Origin of the sequence: Moritella sp. 24 (assembly GCF_018219155.1) — a bacterium.
Lineage (GTDB): Bacteria > Pseudomonadota > Gammaproteobacteria > Enterobacterales > Moritellaceae > Moritella.
Genome location: NZ_CP056123.1, coordinates 3075636 through 3102449, shown reverse-complemented (window position 1 = coordinate 3102449; position 26814 = coordinate 3075636). Strand labels below are relative to the sequence as shown.

The 26814-nt window shown below is 40.6% G+C and carries 7 protein-coding genes; 4 read left to right on the top strand and 3 right to left on the bottom strand.

The genetic code is table 11. The annotated features are described in order from the left end of the window. Positions 1-2: 2 nt before the first annotated feature. Together HWV00_RS13730 and HWV00_RS13725 are read left to right on the top strand one after the other, a co-directional pair. Entirely contained in the window at positions 3-6722 is a 6720-nt protein-coding gene (locus HWV00_RS13730) for a non-ribosomal peptide synthetase (protein ID WP_211682131.1), read from the top strand. Further along, positions 6719-20389, top strand: a complete 13671-nt coding sequence (locus HWV00_RS13725) for a non-ribosomal peptide synthetase (protein ID WP_211682129.1) — start codon at positions 6719-6721, stop codon at positions 20387-20389. The genes HWV00_RS13730 and HWV00_RS13725 overlap by 4 nt, the downstream gene beginning before the upstream one ends. Before the next feature lie 46 nt (positions 20390-20435). On the opposite strand, the gene HWV00_RS13720 is transcribed toward HWV00_RS13725, so the two are convergent. Further along, entirely contained in the window at positions 20436-21008 is a 573-nt protein-coding gene (locus HWV00_RS13720; protein ID WP_211682127.1) for a type II secretion system protein, read from the bottom strand. Between the two features lie 325 nt (positions 21009-21333). On the opposite strand from HWV00_RS13720, the gene HWV00_RS13715 reads away from it, so the two are divergent. Beyond that, complete coding sequence (locus HWV00_RS13715; protein ID WP_211682125.1) at positions 21334-22803, top strand: peptide MFS transporter; 1470 nt, start codon at positions 21334-21336, stop codon at positions 22801-22803. 595 nt (positions 22804-23398) lie between these two features. Beyond that, the gene (locus tag HWV00_RS13710) at positions 23399-24712 is read left to right on the top strand and encodes a hypothetical protein (protein WP_211682123.1); all 1314 of its coding nucleotides are present in this window, start codon (positions 23399-23401) and stop codon (positions 24710-24712) included. 114 nt (positions 24713-24826) lie between these two features. On the opposite strand, the gene HWV00_RS13705 is transcribed toward HWV00_RS13710, so the two are convergent. Together HWV00_RS13705 and HWV00_RS13700 are read right to left on the bottom strand one after the other, a co-directional pair. Then, complete coding sequence (locus HWV00_RS13705; RefSeq protein WP_211682121.1) at positions 24827-25771, bottom strand: ABC transporter permease; 945 nt, start codon at positions 25769-25771, stop codon at positions 24827-24829. Positions 25772-25776: 5 nt separating this feature from the next. Further along, positions 25777-26751 carry an ABC transporter permease gene (locus HWV00_RS13700; RefSeq protein ID WP_211682119.1) on the bottom strand — a complete coding sequence of 325 codons (975 nt, stop codon included), beginning with the start codon at positions 26749-26751 and terminating at the stop codon, positions 25777-25779. Positions 26752-26814 lie beyond the last annotated feature (63 nt).

Genomic DNA, 26814 nt, shown 5'->3' with positions numbered 1-26814 from the left:
TTATGAACCAGAATACACATTCAATCAGTATTGCAAAGCGTTTGGCTAAATTGCCAAAAGAGAAAAAAATTCAGTTTAGAGCTTTGCTAAAAGAAAAAAATATCGACAGTTGGCAATTGCCTATTGTTGCTGCAGAAAGGGAAGATGAAATGGAAGTCTTGTCTAATGCTCAGCAGCGCCTGTGGTTTATAAACCATTATGAACAAGGCAGTTCTGCCTATAATTTGTTTACTCGTTTAGACATAACAGGTGATATTGATATAGATGCGTTAAAATTAGCGCTTCGAGAAGTACTTAATCGACACGCTATATTACGCAGTACATATCATGTTGTAGATGGTAAACCGATGCAGCGTTCTGAAGTTGATTATACGTTACCATTTTGGACTGAATCTGATGTTTCTGATCTAGAACAACGCAGTTTGGCTGTAGCAGATGCAGTATTTGATTTAGAGAACGAGCTACCTTTACGTATCTATCTATTATCAGATAAGTCAAAGCAGCACTGTCTGGTATTTGTTGCACACCATATTGCTTTTGATGCTTGGTCTGAAGCTGTGCTTGTTAAAGAGTTCTCTGAATGTTATGCCCGCTTTACATCGCAGGGAAGTGTTCAAGTATCGCCTGTACCTGAACTACAATATGCTGATTTTGCTCAATGGCAGCAAGATTGGCTTGAAAGTGAAGAAGCTGAACTACAACTCGAATATTGGAAAAATCAGCTAACGGGAATACCTGAATGTATGCCTTTGCCTCTTGATTTTTCTCGTCCTGATGTATTATCAAGAACCTATCAGGGTGCAGAAGTTCAACTTGATGTGCCTGAAAACGTTTATCTTAAACTACAAGATATGGCGAGAGAGCAAGGCACGACGCTTTATTCAGTGATGCAGGCTGGTTTTTCCTTGTTATTAAATCAGTTGGGCGCAGGGCAAGATATATGCTTAGGTACGTCGGTAGCGAGTCGCCAGCGCCCTGAGCTGGAAAGTATGATTGGCTTTTTGGTTAACACCCTCGTTATTCGCCATCAGCTACAAGATAAACAAAGTTTCAGACAATTAATTGACCAAGTATCAGCCACGACTCGGGAAGCATTTGAGCATCAAGAGCTGCCTTTCGATTTGGTTGTCGATAAGTTAAATATTCCCCGAGGTCGAGCTTGGAGTCCATTGTTCCAAGTGCTTTTTGTTCATCGAAATGTGCCTCGCCAAGCTCTCAAACTAGGTGAACTGGAATTAACTCAGGTACCACACCAGAGCAACCGTTCTCGCTTTGATCTTACGTTACGTCTTACTGAAGATGATAATAAGCTGAGGTTGGACTTAGAATATAGCTGTGAACTATTCAACGAAGATACGGTTGTTGATTTATTAAATCGATATTTACAGCTATTAAGTTCGTGTCTGAGTACCCCTGATATACTGATAAATATAGAACAGACTTCAGTTGTAAAAAATGTGGTTGAACGGTCAGTTACAGATGATAGTAAAGCTAAGAACGCGTTAACGAATGAGCAAAAATTGCAAATTACGAGTCAGCTGATAGTTCTGTTTGCTGATATGTTAGGGCGTGATGTTTTGGCTGGTGACAGTTTCTTTGAGCTAGGCGGAGATTCAATCTTGAGCTTGCAATTGGTAGCAAAAGCCAAAAAATCAGGTTTAACCTTGACGCCTAAATTATTGTTTAAGGCGCAAACACCACAAGCGATTGCCGCTGCTATAATCTCAGAATTACCGACTAAAGCGGAGCCTATTGTAACAGATTATCCTTCGCAGACTCCGGTCTTACTTGCGGCATTTAAACAGTTGCTTGGTAATCAAGAGTTAACTGACAAAGACAGCTTTTTTGAGTTTGGAGGTGACTCAATACTTAGTCTACAATTAGTCGCTAAGCTAAAAAAACAAGGTATTAAAGTTACCCCTAAGCAGGTTTTCGCACTACAAACACCTTATCATATCGCACAAGCTCTCGCTGCTGAAGAGGGGCATTCTGATGTTATTAATCATGAGTTAGTGAAAGATAATACCAGTACTACATCTGAATATGCGATGGCACCTATTCAGCATTGGTTTTTTGAACAACAGCTTCAGCATGTTGATCATTGGAATCAGTCAGTACTCTTGTCTCATGATAAGGTTTTAGACGTCGCTAGTTTTACTAAAGCGGTAGAGCAAGTGTTAGCGATTCACCAGCAACTAACGATGAATTTCATCCCTGGTAAAGGTGGTGAATATCAGCAGCTTACTGCGAGTCATCAGCTTGACGTTCGTTCACACACGATCCATAGCGAAGAGCTGTCATCACAATTATCAAGTCTGCAAGGTACGTTAGCACTGAATGGAAAGGCGCCTATTCGAGTCGATCTATTTAAGTTAACGGATCAAGAACAAGGGCGTATTTTATTTACGGCTCATCACTTGGTTGTCGATGCTGTTTCTTGGCGGGTATTAGTTACGCAGATTTGGCAAACGTACCAATTATTGAGTCATGGACTTTCTACCGATGGCTCGTTAGAGGCATACCAAACCACATCTTATCAAGCATGGGTCGATGATTTATTACATTGGCCTAAACATAAGATAAAGGCTGCGCGTGATTATTGGTGGCCGCTGGCGAACGAAGCTCAAGAAATTCAACAAACTTGGGTGTCTTTGCCGATGAGTAACTTAGACAATACTCACACAATTGAAAATCATATCCGCGATGTTGATGCTGTTGAAGTCAAACTTCCTGCTGACTTGAGTGAGAAATTGACCTCTAAGTCTTTGTCTGCATATCAATTAAAAATTGATGAATTAATGCTAGCAGCGGTGACGTTCGCTATGTCGCAATGGCGTGGTACGAATAAAATGTTGATTGAACTCGAAAGTCATGGACGTCATCATGACGATCTCGATCTATCACAAACGGTAGGCTGGTTCACGAGTCGTTACCCCGTGTTATTAGAATCAATTGATAGCTGTTCATCAGATTTACTGATGCGTCAGCATATTTTGTCTATTAAAGATCAGTTACGTGCAGTGCCTGATTATGGGCAAGGTTTTGGCGTGTTGAAGTATCTGAATAACGAAGTGAAAGAGCTTGTTACACCTACTTTAGTATTTAATTATCTTGGTCAAATCGACAAGGGCATGATGAGTCAAGGCGTTGGGCTCGCGACGGAATTTATTCCTAATCAGCGCCATGGTGATAATACTCGGCCACAATGGCTAGATTTAAATGCAATGATTATCGGCGGTGAATTAAGCATGCGCTGGAATTATAATACCTTGGCGCATACAAAAAATGAGATAGAGCTGCTGGCATTGGCTGTCATTGAGTACCTGTCAAAAATGATTGCGCATTGTGAGCATACTGATAATGCAATATCAAAGTCTGAAGTACCGTTATTGGCGTTAACTCAACCCGATCTTGATCGTTTAGTTGATTTAATACCGGCTCCCCAAGACATTATTAAGGATATATACCCTTTAACACCTTTACAAAATGGCATGCTGTTCCACACATTATCAGAGCAAAGCTTAGGTATGTATGTAAACCAAAGTTTGGTTGAGCTAGATGGAGAACTTGATGTTAAGGCATTGGAATCTGCTTGGCAGTGGGTAATTAATCAACATGATATGTTACGCACAGGTTTTATGTGGCAACAGCTAGATGAACCTATCCAATATGTTGTTAAAGCGTCACAAGTTGATTGGCAAAATATCAATTACCTTGAAAAAACAACAAGTGAAGCAGAAGCTGAATTGAAGGTATTAGCTGAACAAGAGATTGATACCGGGTTTGAGTTAAATAAAGCGGGCTTGATGCGCTTTAAATTAGTGACATTAGCAGCAAATCATCATTGCCTCATCTGGACTCGACATCATTTAATTGTTGATGGTTGGTGTACGAATTTGGTGATAAGAGAAGTACAACAAGCGTACCTTGCTATATGTGCTAATCGTACCCCTGCTAATTCGCACCGTCCACCGTTCCGCAACTTCATTGAATGGTTAGGTAATCGCGAGCTTAAGGAGAGTGAAGCATATTGGCAGCATTGTCTAAATGGCTATGACACGATGGCGAGACTACCTAGACCCTTTAACAGTGATTCGGGTATTTCTCAGCAAACTGAATATTTATCTATAGAGCAGACTGAGTCGCTGAAGTTATTAGTCGCGAAAAGTCGCTTAACATTGAATTCGCTTTGCCAAGCTGTATGGGCGTTAACGCTGCAGCGATATACAGGCAGTAATGATTTAGTCTTTGGTGTTACTAGTGCTGGTCGTCCTGATGATTTAGCTAATGCGAATGATATTGTCGGTGTGTTTATTACCAGTATTCCACTTAGAGTACAGCTGTCAGATGAGCAGAGTTGGATTGATTTAGCGCTTCAGTTGCAAGATCAAATGGTTGAGAGTCGAGAGCATGAGCATGTTTCTTTGTCGAATATTCAGCGTTTAACGGGTCATCAAGTTGACTTGTTTGACAACCTGCTAGTGTTTGAAAATTACCCCGCAGATAAACAACCTGTTGATCGCAACCTTACATTAGGTGTACGTGAAACGACAGAACGGAATAACTACCCACTGACGATGATTATTATTCCACACCAACGTCTTGATTTCAGAGTTGTCAGTAATAATAGTCAGTTAGATTCAAGTATTGCGAATGCGTTACTTACTGACTTTATGACGTTATTAGCGACCTTAGCAAAAGGTGATACAGCTGAAAAAACAGGTGACGCATTAAGTTGTAAGGGACTCGTTGATGAGCTAAATATTCATTCTGAGCAATCTCCTGCGTGGTTATTGAACCAAACTCAGTATGACTTTAGTCATCATCCCGATACACTTCCTGCATGGCTTGAGCAACAAGCTCAGTTGACACCAGATGCAGTAGCCTTAGTTTATCAGCCTTCAAAAAGAGTGAATGGTGACCAGCATTCTGAGCAACATGCTGTATTAACTTATGCCCAGTTACACGAAAAATCAGCTCAGTTAGCACATTATTTAATTAATGAACACGGCTGTAACTCGGAAGATAAAGTGGCGGTATGCATGACTCGCTCACCGCAAATGGTGATCAGTTTATTAGCCATTTTAAAAGCGGGTTGTGCTTATTTACCGCTTGATCCCGAGCATCCTTCACAGCGTTTAGCTTATATAGCGGAAAATGCGAATGCAAAAGTTGTATTAACACTAGAGGCATGCAGAAATACGCTATCGAGTGAGCTTCAAACAACCGCTGTTATTGTGGATGAAGCATTAGATATCTGCGTTAACTATCCAACGACGGCACCTCAGGTTCGAATTTTACCTGAGCAGTTAGCATATGTGTTGTATACATCAGGCTCAACGGGTCAGCCTAAAGGTGTTGCTATTCCTCATGCCGGTATTGTTAACCGCCTCGCTTGGATGCAGCAGCAATATACATTAACAGAGCAAGATGTGGTGTTACAGAAGACACCTTATAGCTTTGATGTCTCTGTTTGGGAGTTTTTCTGGCCGTTAATTACGGGCGCAAAACTGGTCGTTGCAGAACCGAATGCACATAAAGACAGTGCGCACTTAGCTGCTATTATCCAGCAACATCAAGTCACGACTATTCACTTTGTCCCTGCGATGCTGCAAGCATTTCTTGACCACTCTACGGTAAGTGATTGTCGCTCGCTAAAACGGGTCATTTGCAGCGGTGAAGCTTTACCTTATCAACTACAGCAGCAATTTTTCCAAAGCTTTGATGCTCAGCTACATAATTTATATGGACCAACCGAAGCCTCTATTGATGTGACTTTTTGGGACTGTCGAAGTCAAGATATCCCAAATGTCGTCCCGATTGGTCATCCTATTGCCAATATGCAAACTTGGATACTTGATAAGGCACTGAATACTGTCCCTGTTGGTGTCGAAGGAGAACTTTATCTCGCTGGTGTTGGTTTGGCGCGAGGTTATTTAGGTCGTGATGACTTAACAGAAAAAGCATTTATTGCGAATCCGTTTGCCATAAAGGGTGCGAATACGGACGCGCAATTTAGTCGTTTGTATCGCACTGGTGATATTGCGCGCTATCGACCTGATGGTGCAATTGAATATGTGGGACGAGCTGATTTTCAAGTGAAAATTAGAGGGCTACGTATTGAGCTAGGAGAGATTGAAGCCTGCATAGCGGAACATCCTGAAGTGAAAGAAGTTGTCGTGATAGCTCGTCGTAGCGGTGAGGCGAATGACTATTTAGCAGCATATGTTGTACCAGAAGAGACAGCTAAAGGACAGCTAGACGACTTGCTAATGTGGCAGGCATTTCTACTCACTAAACTGCCTGATTATATGGTGCCGACGTTTATAACTGTATTGGCACAAATGCCAGTGACAAATAACGGCAAGGTAGATCGCGCTGCATTACCTGAACCTAAATCATCTGGTCACACTTTTGTAGCACCAGCAAGCCCGACAGAGCATAAGGTCGCCTTATTGTGGCAAGACTTGCTAGGTGTCGAAGCGGCAGGTCGAACGGATAACTTTTTTGCGTTGGGAGGACACTCATTATTAATAACGCGTCTTGTTAACCAGATAAATAGTATTTTTAGTTTAAACATCAGTCTAACGGACGTGTTAGCAATGACAGTGCTTGAACAGCAAGCAAGTTACATCGATATGTTGATTTCACAATCTCAACAACAGTCTCAATCACAGTCACAAATTGAATCTGAAGAGCAATGGGAGAGTTTTGAGCTATGAGTATTGCGGTTTATATTACAGAGTTATTTCAGCGCAATATTCGTATTAGCCTTGAAAATGGAAAGTTAAAAGTGGATGCCCCGAAAGGGGCTATAACGAGTGAGATAAAACAAGAATTAATGAGTAAGAAACAGGCGCTCATTGATTATTGGCAAGAGCAGCAAAACATGAGCTTATTGCCTGCGTTAACTGCCGTAGACCGTAGTGAAAATGATTTACCTATGTCATCAGCGCAACAAAGATTATGGTTTTTACAGCAGCTTGATCCCGAGAGTAGTCAATACAATGTTAATGCATTATTGGCGTTAGAAGGTAACGTGAATACGGTATTATTACGCCAAGCCTTTGCTGATTTAGTTATCGAACATGAGATATTTCATACTGCATTTTCAGAGCAAGGTGGGCGTGCCGATGTACAACTACTGTCTCCTAAATTGATTGCGGATGCGGTAAAAATTGATGAGATAAACTTACAACATTGTAAGCAAAATATTGAACACAAAGATTACCAAAACGCGGTTAAACTGGCTATGTCAGCACCTTTTAACTTGGCTGAACCGCCGCTATTTCGTTTGGTCGAATTGAAAATGAGCGATACTTTGTCGCATCTGGTACTTAGCTTTCATCATATCGTTATCGATCATTGGTCATTGCAATTATTAACGAAACAACTGTTACACAACTATAAACATAATTTAGATATCTTGAGTGGTGATAAAGGCGCAACAGAACCAAAGACTGTATTGCAATATTTAGATTATGCGCATTGGCATAATCAATTATTAGCAGGCGAGCATTATCAAAAGTTAAAAGATTATTGGCTACAAACGTTAGGCACAGAAGACTATTGTTTAAGTTTGACGACTGATCATCCTAGAACGTTAGACACAGGTCATCAAGGTGCTCGGTATAATATCGCGTTAGACAATGAAACGTTTACCGCTTTAAAGAAAATCAGTCTTACTCTCGGTTGTACACCCAATACAATATTGTTAGCGGCATACCAGTGGTTATTGGCTCGTCACTCGGGAATGACTGATATTCGAGTTGCTTGCCCTGTGGCGGAGCGTGGTCATGCTGATCTTGAACATATGCTTGGCTTATTTGTAAATACGATGGTTGTTCGATCTGAGTTGTCTTCTGGAATGACGGCGAGTGCTTGGTTGGATGTAGTACATAAGTCTATCTCAGGCGCGCAAAAACACGCTGCAATGCCATTCGAGAAACTTGTTGATGAACTCAGCGATTCCCGCGAAGGTGAGCATGAACCACTTGTACAGACAATGTTTAACTATCTTGCTGTTGATTCTGGTGAGCCAGTCATGCTTGATGGTATGAGGGTGACAGCATTAGCTGTACCTGAGTTTCAGGCAAAATTTGATTTATCATTATTCGTTGTTAATGATGGGCAGGGAATTAACCTATCGTTCCAATATAAAACTGAATTATTTGAATCAAATACTATCGCACGATTAGCTGAACAGTATATTTCAGGGCTTAAGTATTTATTGTCAGCGCAGGATAAACCGCTTGCGAATCATTCGGCACTTTCTGTTCAAGAATGGCAGCAGCAACTACAATGGAATGCCACTAATACAGCGTTCGATACACCAGCGACATTGACCGATGCTTTGGTTGCGCAGCAACAAGCAACACCAAGTAATATAGCATTACGCTACCAATCGCTTAGTTGGACCTATCAGGAATTAGGCGATAGAGTTAATCAGCTAGCCAATTGGCTGGTGGAACAAGGTTGCCAGCCAGAAGATAAAGTGGCTATATGCATGACTCGTTCACCGCAAATGGTGGTGAGTATTTTAGCCGCAGTAACAGCTGGCTGTGCATATTTACCGTTAGATCCTGAGCATCCTCAGCAACGAATCGATTATATTTTAGATCTCGCGAAACCGAGCGTGATTTTAGCGATGCCTGAATTTAAACAAGGATTATCGGAATCAAATCAGTCTCATAATCTATGGATGTTGGATGATTCATTTAGTTTAATTTCATCACAAAGCACAGCGTTTGAAGCGTCATCTAATATCAGTAGCCAGCTTGCTTATGTGCTGTATACATCAGGTTCGACTGGGCAACCGAAAGGTGTTGCTGTACCGCATAGTGGTGTCATGAACCGAATCGCGTGGATGCAAGCTGAATATGGCTTGTCTGCAGACGATATCGTATTACAAAAAACCCCTTATAGCTTCGATGTGTCAGTATGGGAATTCTTTTGGCCATTAATGACGGGGGCAACACTGGTATTAGCGGGAGCTGGAGAGCATAAAGACAGTCAGCGACTTATTGAGTTAATCAATGAATACAAAGTTACCACGCTGCACTTTGTTCCTGCGATGTTACAGGTTTTCTTAGATAATCCAGATGCGATAAGTTGTGTCTCTTTATTGCGTATATTCTGTAGTGGTGAGGCTTTACCCTATCAACTACAGCAGCAATGCCTATCCAGTTTAAGGGCTGAATTACATAATCTGTATGGTCCGACAGAAGCTTCTATTGACGTGACTTACTGGGATTGCCGCAAGCAACATATTAAGGATGTGGTACCCATAGGTTCTCCTATCGCAAATATTCAAACTTGGATCTTAGATAGTGAATTGAATCCTGTTCCAGTTGGGGTTAGTGGTGAGTTATATCTTGCTGGTATTGGTTTAGCTAGAGGGTACTTGAATCGACCAGATCTTACCGCAGAAGCTTTTATTCCGAATCCTTTCGCTGAGTCTGGTGCTATTGGCGATGCCCAATATAGTCGCTTATATCGTACTGGTGATGTTGCTCGTTATCGTCACGATGGCAGTATTGAGTATGTAGGACGTGCTGATTTTCAAGTGAAAATTCGTGGGTTACGCATTGAACTAGGTGAAATTGAAGCGCGTATTGCAGAGCTAGACGCGGTTAAAGAAGTCGTTGTCATGGCGCGTAAAGAAGAACAAAATTCAGAATACCTGGCTGCTTATGTTGTGGCTTCTGACGGTAAAGTACTGCCGGAGCTCGATGAGTGGCAAACGCTACTCTCATCGTCACTGCCTGAATATATGGTCCCAACAGTGTTTGTCGCTTTGGACAAAATGCCGCTGAGCCAAAATGGTAAAGTGGATCGCAAAGCACTTCCACAACCCGATTTAGCTGCGCTAAATAGTCGTGATTATATTGCAGCTACTTCTAGCAACGAAAGTATTTTAGTCGATATCTGGCAGTCGCTATTAAATATCGAGCAGGTTGGGATTAATGATAACTTTTTCGCTATTGGTGGTGATTCAATTATTAGCTTGCAGGTTGTTGCACGAGCGAGAGAAGCTGGGTTAACACTGCAACCAAAAGATATTTTCCGTCACCAAACGGTCAAAGCATTAGCTGGGGTCGCAACGCTGGAAGCTCAAGTCAGTTATAACCAAGATGATGTTTATGGCGATATACCGTTAACAGCGATACAAGATTGGTATTTAGCGCAACCTTTACATAACCCGAACCAGTTTAACCAAGCGATTTTATTGGCAAGTAATAATGACATAGTGCCAGAATATCTGCAGCAGGCGCTAACACGTCTTGTATTATCTCATCCTATGTTGGCAGCTCGATTTACTGAGTCTAAAACGAAGCAAGGACAAGCTTGGACACAAAATACGTCTATTGATGACGAAATGACGATAGCATTCAATGTTATTGATTTTTCTGACTTGGCTGATTGTAGCGCGGTAGAGAAACAGGCTGAAGTCACTAAATTGTGTCAGCATGAGCAGACTCAACTGCAGCTACAAACAGGTGATGTTTTCCGAGCATCATTACTGCGTTTTGGCTCTTTACAAGATGGACGTACGGATTATCGCTTACTGCTTGTTGCCCATCACCTTGTTATCGATGGTGTATCATGGCGGATCATATTAGATCAACTCAGCCATGATTATCAGCGTTTAGAACGCGGTGATAAATTGGCTGATATTGTATACCAAACCACACCATTTAAACGTTGGGCTGAACAAGGGCTGTTAAAGTCGATAGATGCTGAAGGTGTTGAACTTTGGCATGAGTGGGTGAGCAATACTATGAATGGACAAGCGATTGAGTCACTATTACCGCTTGATCGTGTCGTTAACAGTTACCAACCCGGAGGGCAGGCTAATCAGCGATTTAGTTTAAGTCGAATACATTCTGAACGTTTGCTACGTCAGGCTGGGCAACCTCTTCGAGCTCGTATAGATGAGCTATGTTTAGCTGCTTTATCTAAAACATTAACTGAGTGGACCACTAATTCGAATCATTTGATCAACCTAGAAGGCCATGGTCGCGATCTGTTAGATATGGATGTTAGCCAAACAGTTGGTTGGTTTACGCGTTTATATCCAGCAGTACTTAGTTCTGAGTCGGATAACTGGCGAGATCAGATATTACAAACTCGTCGTCAACTGAGTGCGTTACCGGAGCAAATTGTACCCTTTAGTTTAGTGCAGCCTTTACTTACTACACAGGTTAAACCACAAATCGTATTTAATTATTTAGGCCAGCTGGATACTCAACAAGGCTTTATGCAGAAAGCGCCTGAACAATTATCTGAATTTAGAGACCTCGCTAACCCATTAGCTTGGTTGTTAGAAGTAAATGTCTTTATGCAAGAAGGGTTGCTAAAGGTTAATCTGCAATATGCACAACAGGCCTTTTTACCTGAAACGATTGAATATTTAGCTCAAGCATACCAAAGCCACTTAGAAGGTATGCTCAATGAACTTTGTGGAGTGAATCAAGTTAGCAATAGTCCTGCCTGTTTACCGGGGGCGATTGCGGCTGATTTTCCACTTGCCAAAATCACTGATAGCCAAGCTCAAACGCTTGTTGAAAAATATAGCAATCAAGTTGTAGAAGATCTCTACCCGTTGACGCCAGTGCAACAAGGCATGTTATTTCATTGTTTAGATCACAGTGATGCTTACATTAGCCAAAGTATCGTTAAATGCGAAGGTGAATTAAATACGTCGATCTTTGCTCAAGCGTGGCAGGTGGTTGTAGATCGTCATCCCGCATTACGTACCGAGTTGGTTATCGACGGTGTTGATGAACCGCATCAGGTTGTACTAAAACAGGCTAATTTATCTGTTGTTGAATACGATTGGCAGGGACTTTCTACTGAACGTAAAGTAGAAGCCCTCGCTGAATTAAGAGATACAGAGCTAGCCGCTATCGAGCTGGATATTGCGCCGTTAATGCGAGTAGCTCTGATTTGTCACGGTAAAGATAACTTCCAATTGGTCTGGACTATTCACCATTTGATTATGGATGGCTGGTGCTTGAACTTATTGGTCAGTGAAGTGATGCAAGGGTATGCATTACTATCGGGTGAAAAGTCGAACCCAAAATCGAAGCCTTTGCAACAAATTGAACCTGCGGTGCCGTTTAGCGACTTTATGGTTTGGTTACAAAGTAGGGACGAAGCTGCCGCAGAGGATTATTGGCGTCAGCAATTGGCTGGTTTTGAACAACCTAACCAGTTACCTGCTGCGTATGTACAACCTCTTTCTAACGGTTGTTTACCAGAGGAATGTTATAGCATTTCACATCATATGATGGGTGAGGATAAATCTCGACAGCTAGATACGCTTTGCCAAAATAAAGCGTTGACCTTAAATACAATGATTCAGGGATTGTGGGGAATGGTTCTGTCTCGTTATGTGGGCAGTCTCGATATTGTTTATGGTGTTACTACCTCTGGTCGTCCTGCTGATTTACCGGGGGCAGATAAAATACTGGGTGTATTTATTAATACATTACCCCTGCGCCTAAATCTGGACACAGAGAAGAAACTAGGTGATTGGTTAACAGATATTCAGACTGAAAACCTCACAATGAGAGATTTTGAACAGACGCCTTTAGCTAAGATTCATCGAGTGACATCGGTGCCTCAAGAAACGAGCTTGTTTGAAAGTTTACTCGTGTTTGAAAACTTACCAGCAAGTGATAATAAACCTCAAGATGGTTTGTCTTTAGCATTGGAAGAACACCATGTCCGTAATAACTTCCCGCTGACACTACGTGTTGTGCCAAAAGCAGAGTTACAGTTTGATCTATTAATCGATAGAGAAAGAGTCGATTTAGCGCTTGCTACACAAATGGTAGCGTCATTAATACAACTCATTGATATTGTACTGACTGAGAAAGGTGCGCTTGATAAATCGTTAAATGCGCACTTAACAGGCTTAGTTTCTGGTTTAACAGTCGTTAACTTACCTGATGCTCCGGTAGGAAGCTTATTAGAACGAATCAAAGTTCAGCCCGCAGAGATCCCTGCATTGTTATTTAGCAAAGATGATAGTCAATTGAGCATGAGTTACCAACAACTTATAGTTCAGGCCGGATTGCTCGCATCTAAGTTACCGGAACTCAGCAATAAAGAACCTATTATTGCGATATGCTTACCACGTCAGCAAGAACAAATTATTGCTATGTTGGCGGCATGGTGGAAAGGTGCTGCATGGTTATGTATTGATGCAGGGCTGCCTGTCGAGCGTATTAAATACATGCTTGAGGATGCGAATGTTGATTATGTACTTGGTATTGAACAGCCTGAGTATTGGCAACAATTGTCGACCCCTTGGTTTGATGTTTCATCTGCAGCCTCGATTCAAGTCTCGGGTACTGTGGATAGTATTATTCCTGTCGCACCATTGAGTATGTCTGATACTGCGTATGTCATTTATACTTCGGGTTCAACTGGTCAGCCTAAAGGCGTAGCGGTAAGCCATGGTAATGCGCTTAGCTATATTGATGCATTCTTCGCAAGAGTTAAGATTGCAAGTGATGCCAGTATGACTACACTCGCTACTGTTTCTGCTGATTTAGGGCTCACCTCTGTACTTGGTGCATTAGCAACAGGTCGCTCCTTAATGCTGATCCCCGCTGAGTTGAATTTCAACCCTCCTGAACTGGCTGACTATTTGGCTCGTTATCCTGTGGATGTATTGAAAATTGTACCTTCTCATTTAAAAGCAATGTTAGCCGTTGATGAACCTGAACGGTTGTTACCGCGTCAGTGCCTTATTTCTGGTGGTGAATCTTTGACTGAAGAGCTAGTCGGGTGGCTATCTAACCAAGCTCCTAAGATGACGATTGTTAATCATTATGGTCCGACAGAAGCGACGATTGGCTGTACAGCTAAAGTTATAAAAAATGGAGAACCAGTATGTCTAGGTAAACCATTAAATAATAGTACAGCGATGGTTGTTGATGGTCATGGCATAGCGGTTGCACAAGGTGTCGCTGGTGAATTATGGCTAGCAGGACATGGAATTGCTAAAGGTTACTTGAATAAACCTGAGCAGACGGCGACTAGTTTTGTCAATATTCCGCTTATGCCAGAGCTAGGTCAAGAAGGTGACGATCTTGGTTCTATACGTGTTTATAAAACAGGTGACAAGGTTTACCAAACACAAGAGGGTGAACTCGTTTACCTAGGCAGAATGGATGATCAAGTTAAGATCCGAGGTTATCGCGTTGAACTAAGTGAGGTCTCAACAAAACTTTTAGACATTCGCATGCTGGTGGATGCCATTGTGGTCGTTGTTCCGGGGCCATCTGGAAATAGACTTGCAGCCTGTATTGTACTGGATGACGCTATGAGGGGAGAGCTTAGTGATAGTGCGCAGCTAGATACAGTTAAGAACGAGCTATCGAGTATGTTGCCTGATTACATGGTGCCGACTCTGTGGCACGTTGTTAAATCACTCCCCTTAAATCGTAATGGTAAAGTTGATCGCCAGCAGGTGGTAGAATTGCTGACTAAACCCGTTAAGGCAGGCACTAATCAAGTTAAAGTGGCTGTTGAAGACACGAAATCAACAACCGATATTATTACGGATATTTGGCAAGGCTTATTAGGCTGTGAAGTCGAATTAAACAACAATCTATTCAGCTTAGGTGCAGATTCAATTGTATGTTTACAATTTATCGCTAAAGCGCGTAAGCATCAGTTTAAATTTACGCCTAAGCAAATATTCAATGCGCCGACGGTCGGTGAGTTAAGTGTATTAGCTGAAAATATGATTGCAAAAGTTGTGACCTCAGTAAAAGAAAGCGTCATCCTTGATACGCCTGTTAGGGCTGATACTCTCGACGTTAAAGAAGTTAAAGAAGTTAAAGAAGTTAAAGAAGTTAAAGAAGTTAAAGAGACGAAATCAACAATCGATACTCTTACTGAAATTTGGCAAAGCTTATTAGACTGTGAAGTCGAATTGAACGACAATTTATTCAGCTTAGGTGCTGATTCTATTGTATGTTTACAATTTATAGCTAAAGCGCGTAAACATCAGTTTAAGTTTACACCTAAGCAAATATTTAATGCGCCTACGGTCAGTGAGTTAAGTCTATTAGCTGAAAATATGATAGCGAAAGTTGTGGTTGAACCAAAAGAAAGCGTCGCAGTAGATAGCCTTGCTCCTGTCCACTCTGCTTTACCTATCGAGTCTGATTTATTGCCTATTCAGCACTGGTTCTTTGAAGTTGAGCAACCAGTGATGCATCACTGGAATCAAGCTGTGATGTTAAAACTACCCGAACAAGTTGATCATAGCGCAATGGCTCAGGCAATTGATGCAATAGTGACAAAGCATCCCGCTTTAGCTGCAAGGTTTACTTTTGATGAGAAACATCGTCAATACCGACAGAAGGATAGCGGTGAAACAGCTGGTATTTATGCCGCGTTTGATAATCAGCAACTAGCTAACATTGATAGTTTGGTACAGGCATGTCAGCAAAGTTTAAACTTAACATCTGGTCCATTATTTAAAGTTGTCTCGTTTAACTTACAAGATGGTAGTGCGCGATTATTATTGATCGCTCATCACCTTGTTGTTGATGGCGTATCTTGGCGTATTATTGGTCATGATCTGCAGCGTGCTTATCAAGCTTACTTATTTGGTGAGTCAATCGATCTCGGTTCAGAGTATATGTCGATGGCTGAGTGGCAACAAAGCTTAATCGATTACCCTAAAGATAAGCTGGATCTGGCTAGACAGTTCTGGCTGCCTATGGCTGCTCGTTCTTTGGATGGCATACTTATTCCTGGAACACAAAATGGCACTATTGCTGAATCGGAAAAAATTGAACAGATCTTTAGCCCCTCATTAACTCAGTCACTCATCGAAATGGGTGTCATTGAGCAACGTTCTGGCTGTGAAGTTGCGATGCTTACGGCTTTATCAACAACGCTATGCGAAGTATTTAATAAAAATAAGGTGATGATTGAATTAGAAGGTCATGGTCGTTATCCATGGCTTGAAGAGCAAGATCTTAGTGAATCGGTTGGGTGGTTTACAACGCGGTATCCAGTTTCATTTAATGCGGAATCTTGCTCATTATTAACTGTCGGCAAATCGTTATCTCAAGTGCCTGATCAAGGTCTTGGTTATGGTGTATTACGTTATTTACAACAAGAGTTTGCTTTTGAACATCCACAATTGGTATTTAATTTCCTTGGCCAAGTTGGAACAAATAGTAGTGAATGGCAACTTGTCAGTAATGGCTCTGGTCAGTCTCGCCATCCATCGAGTATTCGTCGTCAGCTCATTGAAGTAACAGCTCAAATCAGAGATGGTCAACTGCAAATATTATGGCAATTCCCAGGTGTTCTTAATGACAAGCTAACTGGACTAGTTAAGTTATTTGAGGAGAAACTCAGTAACCTTATCGCGCCGAAATTAAACCCTCATTATGCGCTAACACCAATGCAGCAGGGCATGTACTTGCACAGCACTTCTTCGCCGGAATCTTTGTATTTTAATCAAACAGTCGTGGAGCTGAATGGCGAGTTAGACACTTCGGCATTCATTCAAGCATGGTTGCAAACTGTCAATGCAGAACAAGCACTAAAAGCTGCCTTCGAGGAAACCAGTAATGGAGAGCCTGTTCAGTGGTTTGCTAAGGACGCAGAATTACCCGTTCATCGTTATAATTGGCTTGGTTTAGACGAAGGAGAGCAGCAACAGCGTCTTGATGATTTGTGTATAGACGATCGCGCGCAAGGCTTTAATCTAGCTCAGCCACCATTAATGAGATTGCACTTGATTCATATAGCCGAGGGGCAGTATTGGTTAATTTGGAGCCGCCATCATTTAATCGTCGATGCTTGGTGTTCTTCATTAGTGATTAAAGATGTACTTCACCGTTATTTGAATTTAACTGGAAAAGTACTTTCAACGCCACACGTGCGACCACAATTCTCTCAATACCTTAATTGGTTAACACGTCAAGATATGACACAAAGTCATCAGTTTTGGCGTGACCAATTGGCAGGTTTTAATACGCCGTTAGTTTTAGCTAAAGGTCATGACGATGATGATTTTTATCTTGATGATTATAAGTTGTCAGCGTCATTAACCCAAAATATCAAAGCGATGTCTAAGCGAGAAGGGGTAACGTTGAATGCAGTCATACAATCGGCTTGGGCATTAACGCTGGCACGCCATAGTGGTAAGCATGATGTTATTTTTGGAATGACGTCATCGGGTCGACCTGCAGATTTAGAGCAGGCTCAGCAGATCATTGGTATTTTTATTAATACGCTGCCTGTTCGCGTTAATCTTATTGAGACAATGACGGTTCCGCAGATCTTGAAACAGGTTCATCAACAAGGTGCTGAATTACGAGAACATGAATATACCCCATTGGTTGATGTCCATGCTCAAAGTGAGTTGAGCGCAGGGCAGAGCTTGTTTGATACGTTATTGGTATTCGAAAATGAAGCGATGTCTGAATCATCTGAAATATCACAGCACTTATCTGTGCGCCCTTTAAGTGGATATGAGCGTAATAGCATTCCGCTAACGATTACCATTATGCCTCATCAGCAGTTGGTGTTCAGAGTCGGTTGTAATGGAGACAAACTTTCTTACATTGAATCTAAGCATATGTTGGCGAGTTTAGAGTCGATGCTGACCAAGATGGTTGAAGTAGAGTCTCAACCTTTAGGTTTATTACTCGGTGAGCAGAGTACTCGCGATAGCAATGCATTTGTGGGTAAAAGTCAAAAGCAGTGGGCAGATAATTGGTGTCTTGAAAAGCAGATACTCAATGTAGCAAAGAACTCCCCTGACGCTATCGCTATATGCGATCAAAATGGTGAACTTACTTATAAGCAGCTAGTTTGCAGAGCTGTTCACCTTGCGCAAGCTCTTAGTGAACGGGGTATTGGGATGAATAGTACAGTTGCAATTTACCTGCAGCGAAATACTGAACTCCTCGTTTCATTATTAGCTGTTTTATGGTCTGGCGCTGCTTATATCCCACTCGATCCTAATCAACCAAGTGCAAGATTAGCATTGATTTTAGCGCAAGCTGAACCCGATATAATTTTAGTCGATGAACAAGCTACCGAACTATCAACGGATAGTGCACAGACGACGTTAGCATCCTTATTACAAGGCTGTACTAAGGATGACTCATGGTTGGATGCACAACCATTACCGCACCCAGAACAATTGGCATACACTATTTTCACGTCTGGTTCGACAGGCGTTCCAAAAGGCGTGCAAATTTCACGACGCGCGTTTGCTAATTTCCTACAGAGCATTATGGAGATAACAGGGCTTAGTGCTAAAGATAAGCTATTGGCTGTCACGACTTTAGGTTTTGATATTGCTGGGCTGGAAATGTTCTTACCCTTGCTTGCTGGTGGGCAAGTTGTCATGGCAAGTTATGCTGCTTCACGTGATGGTCAGCAACTAGCAGAACTGATTAAACAGCAAAGCATTACTGTTATGCAGGCAACACCGATAACATGGCAAATGTTGGTAGAGCAAGCGTCTTTAAATTGGTCAAACCTTACTGTACTCACTGGTGGTGAGGCGCTGCAGCCGTCATTAGCGCAGAGTATTGTGGCAAAAGGGGCAAGGTTACTTAATGTTTATGGTCCAACAGAAACGACAGTTTGGTCATCAGCCGTAGAGCTTAATGAGCACAGTGCTTTACAACCTCATTTAGGCTCACCAATTGCAAACACTGACTTTTATGTACTGGATGACTGGCTAAACCCCGTTGCTAATGGGGCTGAAGGCGAGTTGTTTATTGCTGGCGAAGGTCTAGCTCGAGGTTATACGAACCAACCAAGTTTAACTGCGGCGGTGTTCATTCCCGATCCGTTTAGTGCCATTGCTGGTGCAAGAATGTATCAAACGGGAGATGTGGTACGTATAAATAGCCAAGGTGATATGGAATTTATTGGGCGAAAAGATTTCCAAATGAAATTGTGGGGTTATCGAATCGAAGCTGGGGAGATTGAGGCGATGTTAAGCGCGTATCCAGGTGTGAAAGATGCTGTCATTCAACTTTGTTATGCTGACACGCCACAAGCTTGTTTAGTGGGATATGTGACGGAAACGCAACGTTCTAGCCTTGATATTGATTCATTAATGGCTCAACTCAGAAACGCGCTACCATCTTATATGGTTCCGCAATCCATCGTCGTATTAGAGTCAATGCCATTAAATGCGAATAATAAAATAGATCGCAAAGCCTTACCAAATCCGGAACAAAGCACGAAGTCTGGATTACCGCCGAGTTCTGAAATGGAGCGTTGGTTAGCCAGTTCATGGGAGCACTTATTAGGGTGCTCAGAGGTTTATGCTGATGATGATTTCTTTGCTTTAGGCGGTAACTCATTACTTGCTGGACGGATGACCGCATTATTAAAACAGCAGAAAAATATAAAGCTGAATTTAACGCTGCTATTTCGCTATCCAGTTCTGCGTGATCTTGCTGCCGCTATTATGGAGACTGATAAATCAGAACTTATTTCAGCCTCTTCTTTAGTTGTTGCACTTAAACAAGGTGTTGCTGTTAATGAAGATAGCCAGCAGCAAGCACCATTATTTATATTTCACCCTGCGGGAGGACACGTTAAGGCCTATGCGGAATTAGTTGCGTCATTACCACCTGAAAATACAGTATATGGAGTTCAGTCACCTCAGTTAATGGATTTAGCTTTAGTGCCAGATAGCGTAGACGAGTTTGCTAAGTTATATGTAAAAGCGTTGCAGTCAGTTCAACCTAAAGGACCTTATCGCTTATTGGGCTGGTCTTTTGGCGCATGGCTAGCGATTGCTGTAACAAATCAACTTGAAGCGTCTGGTCAGACTGTTGAGTGGTTAGGTATTGTGGATGCTAGAGCGGATGCACATCGTGCAAAGCTAAACTTACCTGATTTTCCAACGGTGGCAAGGTACATAGCTTGTTTAGATAATGATACTCGCGAGTTATTACTAGATAAACACAGATTAGAATTAAATTCGTTGGAGGTTAATTTGCAGCAAGCACGTGCTGAAGAACGAGATGATATTGCATTTGAATATTTAACTGATTTATTGGCGGCTCACAAGCCTCTGATTAACCGAGACTCGGGAGTCAGTGAAATGCATTATATGCAGATGAAGCTGTTTATGAAATGTCACTTATTAATGCAAAGCCATAAGTTACAGCCTGTTTCTGTTCCAATGGCGGTCTGGTGGGCGACTGGTACTTTAACCGACCGAGACTACCAGTTAGGCGCGAAAGAGAATGAATGGTTAGATTATGGCTTAGTATCGATGTCTATATTGACTGGTGACCATCAAAGTATTATTCGTGACCCTTTGTTAACGAATGAGATTGTTAATTCGTTAGGTGCTATTTCGTAATATTACTGAGGTAAAAGCGCAGAATGAATATTCTGCGCTATCTTAATTAATCTCTAAAAATAGAAATAACGCGTCCGGTTTCTGAGTCATAGTTTATTGACATTTTAGCGTCTTCGGGCTTACTTGTCTTATCGCCAAGGGTTCTCAAAATATAAGTACACTGGCTTTGATCTCCACCGCCTGGAGGTGTGTGACGATAAGAAGTAAAGTCAGTATTATCTGATTGCTTTGATGAAACTGAAGGTGGGTCTAAAAGCAATATATTCCACAATGATACACAGCCTTCTTTACCTTTACCGATATTTTTAGGTTTTGACATATTTTCATTTTTATCTACACCTAATGGAAAACCGCTAGGATTCACATCAATAGTGCCGTCAGCATAGCCGGGGATATTGGCCATATTTTGACTTAACCCTAATATTTGATAGCGTATCTGCACAAAGCCTACGGCTTCTTGATAAGCAGCAGCAACCGCTTTAACTCGGCTTATTTCTGCATCTTCACGGAAGTTTAAGAATTTTGGGATCGCGATTACAGCTATTACAGCCAAAATTACGATCGTAATAGCAAGTTCAATAAGGGTGAACCCTTGTGCCGCTTTTAATCGAGATGTCATACTGTACCTTTTATTTTTGACTGCTCTTAATTATAACTGATTAGTAAAGTATTGGTTTAATTATTGTTAATTAATTTATTTGCGATTTAATCTTAGTGATACATTATTGTTTGGTACTGTTGATTAATACCTCTCTTGCAATATAATAATCTGAAAACTGGCGTTTGTTTGTTATATACATTAGGTTAATTGGCGTTTTGCATAAGTAAATATAATGTATTTGTATTGATTTATGAGATCTTCCCCTCTAATTGATTACTCCTTAAGTGTTAATATCTCGGCGTGTTTACCTTTCTTTACTTATCCATAATAAAAGAGATTAATTATGTGGAATCGATTGAATAAATCTATGATGTGCTGCCAAATGTTATTTGGTTTATCTTTTTACGGTGTAATGGTTATTTTAACCCGCTTCTTTTTAGAAGATTTGGGATATAGCGAAGCTGATACCATGATGGTTGTTGGTGCTTTTTCTTCTATTGGACCACTTTTTGCGATTGCAGGTGGTTTCATTGCTGATAAATTCTTAGGCGCCTATCGCTCTTTAACGATTGCTTACCTTGGTTTTGGTATTGGTTATACGTTACTTGTTTTAGGTGCATCAGCAGGAAATGTACCTATGAGCTTAGTAGGTATTGCCCTTGCTAGTTATGCTCGTGGCCTAATGTCTCCTTCGTATCCGAGCTTGTACAAACGTACATTTGCAAGCCAAGAAGACTTTGAAAATGGTTATCCAGTTAACTATTCAGTGAATAATATCGGTGCGTTTTTAGGTCAATACCTATTCCCGATGTTAGTACTTGCTGTCGGCTTTAATGGTAGCTTTATGCTGTCTGCAACAATGGCTTTTGTTGCTTTCATTATCTTAGTTGTGTCACGTAAACCATTATTAACGGTTGGTGCTGAAATTGATCAAGCACCGGTTAGTACTAAAAACTGGATTGCGTTTACAGCATTGTCTTTAGGTATGATCGGTTTAGTATTCTTCATGTTCTCAAATATGGATATCGGTCAGAATATCGTATATGCAATTGGTGCAGCTGCGATCCTTTACTTCATCTCATTAATGCTTAAATCAGAACGTGCTGATGCGTTGAAGATGGGTACAATTCTTATCATGACAGTGTTAACAACAGCGTTCTTCGTTTACTACGGTCAAATGATGACGTCAATGACAATGGTAACAATCAACACTATGCGTGGTGATCTGTTTGGTTTCATTCCAATTGCACCAGAAGCGGCAATGGCGATGAACCCACTATGGTGTATCGTTGGTGGTCCAGTTATCGCTTATGTATTCTCATCACTTGAAAAACGTAACATTAACTTCACTACAGCAACGAAAGTCGGTTTCTCATTCATTCTAACAGCAATCGCATTTGGTATTTTGACCATGGCGGTATTGAATGTTGGCGAAGATGTGATTATCCGTCCTGAAGTATTCCTTGCTATTCACTTCTTCCAAGCATTTGCTGAAGTTATTGTCGGTAGTATGGTTGTGGCATTTATCTTGTCTGTAGCGCCTAAACATATCGAGAACTTCTCGGTAAGTCTATTCTCTGTTGCGATTGCAATGAGTGGTATCGTTGGTGCGGTGTTCTCCACATCAATTGCATTAGAAAAAGGCCAAGAAATCACCCAAGAAATCGTTCAAACAGTTTACGGTGACTACTTTAGTCTACTAACTGGCTTAGCGGTTGTGATGGTTGTTGTGGCATTTATGGCTTCGTTTGTTATTCGTAAGATGCTTGAAAAGAGTAAAGAAGCTGAAGAAATGACAACAGCTCAAGCGTAATGACATCGTTTTAAATAATACGATAGGGCGATGACCTAAGTTATTAAGTTATTAAGTTATTAAGTTATTAATTGACCTATAAAAAGAAGGCTTCTAAATTGATATTAGAAGCCTTCTTTATTTCTATTCGAATACTCGTTTAACCCTTTTATAGCATCAACACTGCCGCTTATCCCATTCAATAAATGACATTTTAGTCTGTTCAGAAAACATAATTATTGGTAATTGGAAAGTATCTAGAATTACTTTTGTAATTATTTATTTTTCACCGCTAATTTGGAATTGTCCAGATCTGAGGAAGGGCAATAACGTTAAGCCTATAGCGAGATAAATAGTAATCTAGCCTTGGTTAGATTAGCTCGAATGCAAAGGAGATCCCCATCCTGAATTATAGGTAAATGTGTTTAAAATCGTCAAACGAGGCTTAGAGGTGAATTTTTGTCTGAATGCTGAAATAGTTGCGCATTATCATTTTTATATTCAGCAGCTATTGTATTAACGTGGTTACCACTTAAGTGATATTTTGTGTGTAAAGTAATGAAAAAAAGTGTAAAATACTGTATTAAATCAAATGTATAGTATAGGAATTTAATTTATGAATGCAAAGCAGTCAGCATGTTTAGCTGCATGTATCTTGATAAGTGCTTGCTCTTCGACTAGTCAACAACCAGATAGCACTTCAATAAACTTTTTAAATGATGGATTATTCTCAAATACTAATCTTTACGGTTACTTAGAAAAAGATAAAAATGGTAGTTATTATTTTTCAAAGTTTATAAGCAATAAGAACTCGCTTAATAGCTTTGAACCTTGGGTTTCCCTAAATAACATGGATCCTTTATTTACGACCAAAGAGTATAACTGTGCTACAGGTGGTTTATTGGGAGACGCATCAGGTGATAACCATAAAATATGCGACTCTGATGATCTTAACGATACGCTATTTCGTTCAACCAATGTGAGTGCTGGTGATCTCGCACAAACTACAATAGGTAACGCTGCTTATATCGCATTATCATTTGGCCTTGGCGCATTCTCTGCTGAAGGACATTATACAAGTGAATTCGATCGAGATGCATATGCAAAAGCAGTAAATGAAGCAAGTTCGAAAGCTAACTTAAATAAATTAGATAGCGATTTAAATGCATTTTCATCTTATAAAAGCAAACAAGAAAAAGAACTTATCGTAACCATTAATAATAAACACTTAAAGTTGAATGACTCACTAAAAATTAACTTTATTGATAACAGTAAGCTATATGATTTAAAATTTAAAAAAGAGAAAATAAAAATTGATAAAGCGGATGTAAATACGTCACTTCATGCATCTAATATTGTTTTTTCTGATATTGAAGAACTTTATCAAAAGTTAAATAAACAAATCAAAGAAAAAAAAGACAATGTAACATTCAACGTTAGCTGTAATACAAGTCAATTTAGACTTTGGTCTCTATCAACCAAAGGGTGCAACAAGTCTTTTGATTTAACAAATAATGTGAGTTCTATACCAGTAACATATACGGTAGAAAATAAAAGAGAATTTAAAGTGAATTACTTTCCTGCAATCGAAGACAAGGTGATAAGTTTATATTCTGATGGTTATCAGATTATAGCCACCAACAAAACTGATTCTTTTTTAGATATAAAAACACTATCGATGTATGTTGGTAATAAAATTGAAACACAGAGTAATTTAAAAATTGAAATCCCACCAAGAGCTAGAATCACAGTAGCTCAATTGCATAGCTTTAATAGAACTCAGGATAGATTAGTATTAAAAAACGTAATCAAACGAGATGTACAAAAAAATATATCAGTTGGTTCTGCAATTAAATACGTGATTGTAGATACAGATAGTGAAAAAACGCTGTTTGAGACTAATAATATTAAGCCGTTACAATATCGCTGATTTAACAATATAGCGGAAGGTTGTTCTCATGATATAAAAAAGCACTGAACGTATTCACGAACAGTGCTTTTTCTTACCATTATTTACTTACATATAAACAATGAGATGTACTGCTTAACCTTTATAGATCTTCGGGTTAAACGCATCACGTAACCAGTCACCCAGTAGGTTAATTACAAGTACAAGTGTTACCAGTAATACACCAGGGAAGGCTGTGATCCACCAAGCGCCAGAGAAGATATACTTAAAGCCTGTACTGATTAACGCACCCAATGAAGGTTGGTCAACTGGTAAGCCTAAGCCTAGGAACGACAGTGCTGCTTCAGACATAATTGCATTGGCAATCTGTACTGTTGAAATCACGAGGATAGGGGATAAACAGTTTGGCAGAATGTGTCTAAACATAATGCGCATCGACTTTAAGCCCATCACTTGTGCTGCTTCAACGTATTCTTTTTGCTTCTCAGCCAATACCGATGCACGAATAGTACGCGCATACTGAGGCCATTCAGCAACACCGATAATGACAATGAGCATGACAACGGCATATTGACTAAAGAACTCAGCACCAAAGCTGGCTTTAAAGATTGCCGAGACAATAATCGCTACCATCATGGTCGAGAATGATAACTGTACGTCAGCAAAGCGCATGAGGAAGCTATCAACACGACCACCGAAGTAACCTGCAGATAGACCAATCACAATACCTAAGATTAACTGTACGCCTACGGCTAAGAAACCAATGGTCAATGATAAACGTGAACCATAAAGCATGGTTGATAAAATATCACGGCCTTGATCATCTGTACCTAATACAAAGCGTTCGTCACCGTCTTCTAACCAAGAAGGCGGTAGCTCAGAATCCATGATATCAATACTGGTAATATCATACGGGTCTGTTGGTGCAATTAATGGCGCTGCTAGTGCTGAGATCAAGAATGTTAAAAAGATCGCAAAACTGAACATTGCTACCTTATCTCTTAAGAAATAATAGATAAGGTCTGAATTTTTAAAGCGTTCCCAGCGAGTAGGAACATGAGAAGAAGTCACTGTGTTCATACTAATTATCCTTTACCTGTAATGTTTACTGTTGGGTTAACGAACCCGTATAACAGGTCAACAAGGGTATTTGTTACCACGAAGATTAAACCTACAAAGATGACATAAGCGGTAATTAATGGTGTATCAACACGGTTAATCGCTTCTAAAAATAGGAAGCCTGTTCCTGGCCACTGGAATACTGTTTCGGTCAAAATTGTATAAGCAATCATAGTACCGATCTGTACACCACCAACGGTGATCACAGGTAACATGGTATTTTTAAGGGCATGTACATAGTAAATTTTGTTTAATGCTAAGCCTTTCGCTTTAGCAAACTTGATGTATTCAGAACTTAATGCTTCTAGCATTTCAGAGCGAACCAAGCGGATGAAAAGTGGCAACATGATAGAAGCCAATGAGATGCTTGGTAAAATTAAGTGTAAGAAACCATCCACAGTAAGGAAACCTGTTTCCCAACCCATGATATTAACGGTTTCACCACGTCCGTAGGACGGTAGCCAATTAAGCTCGATAGAGAAAACATACATCAACATGATTGCAGTTAAGAATACCGGTACAGAAATACCAACACTACTTACTGCCATGATTATTTTTGTTAGTGCACTTTTGGGATGAATAGCAGAGTAGACACCTAATGGGATCGACACGAATACAATAATGACGGCTGCGCCAAACACAAGTTCGAGTGTTGCTTGAAGTTTATCGAAAATAACTTCTGCTGCAGGTCGTTTAAAGAAATACGAGGTACCTAAATCACCTTGTACTGCATTAACAAGAAAGCGGCTGTATTTAGTTATGTACGGATCATTTAGACCTAGTTCATCACGCAGTGCTTGTCGTTCGTCTTCTGATACAGATTGACCAACTAATTCGCGTAACGGATCGCCTAGATTATCCTGAATGGAAAATGCTACCAAACTGATCACGAACATTACTACCAAGGCCTGAAATAGGCGTTTGATCAGAAATGTGAACATTCCTTGTCTCCCAAAGTAATATTAATTTATAACTTTATCGTTATATTTTTAAATAATCGGTGT

Bases quoted from the DNA above. Each gene is read 5' to 3' on its own strand.
- HWV00_RS13705 (WP_211682121.1), bottom strand. From the start codon at position 25,771: ATGAACACAGTGACTTCTTCTCATGTTCCTACTCGCTGGGAACGCTTT.
- HWV00_RS13720 (WP_211682127.1), bottom strand. From the start codon at position 21,008: ATGACATCTCGATTAAAAGCGGCACAAGGGTTCACCCTTATTGAACTT.
- HWV00_RS13715 (WP_211682125.1), top strand. From the start codon at position 21,334: ATGTGGAATCGATTGAATAAATCTATGATGTGCTGCCAAATGTTATTT.
- HWV00_RS13710 (WP_211682123.1), top strand. From the start codon at position 23,399: ATGAATGCAAAGCAGTCAGCATGTTTAGCTGCATGTATCTTGATAAGT.
- HWV00_RS13730 (WP_211682131.1), top strand. From the start codon at position 3: ATGAACCAGAATACACATTCAATCAGTATTGCAAAGCGTTTGGCTAAA.
- HWV00_RS13700 (WP_211682119.1), bottom strand. From the start codon at position 26,751: ATGTTCACATTTCTGATCAAACGCCTATTTCAGGCCTTGGTAGTAATG.
- HWV00_RS13725 (WP_211682129.1), top strand. From the start codon at position 6,719: ATGAGTATTGCGGTTTATATTACAGAGTTATTTCAGCGCAATATTCGT.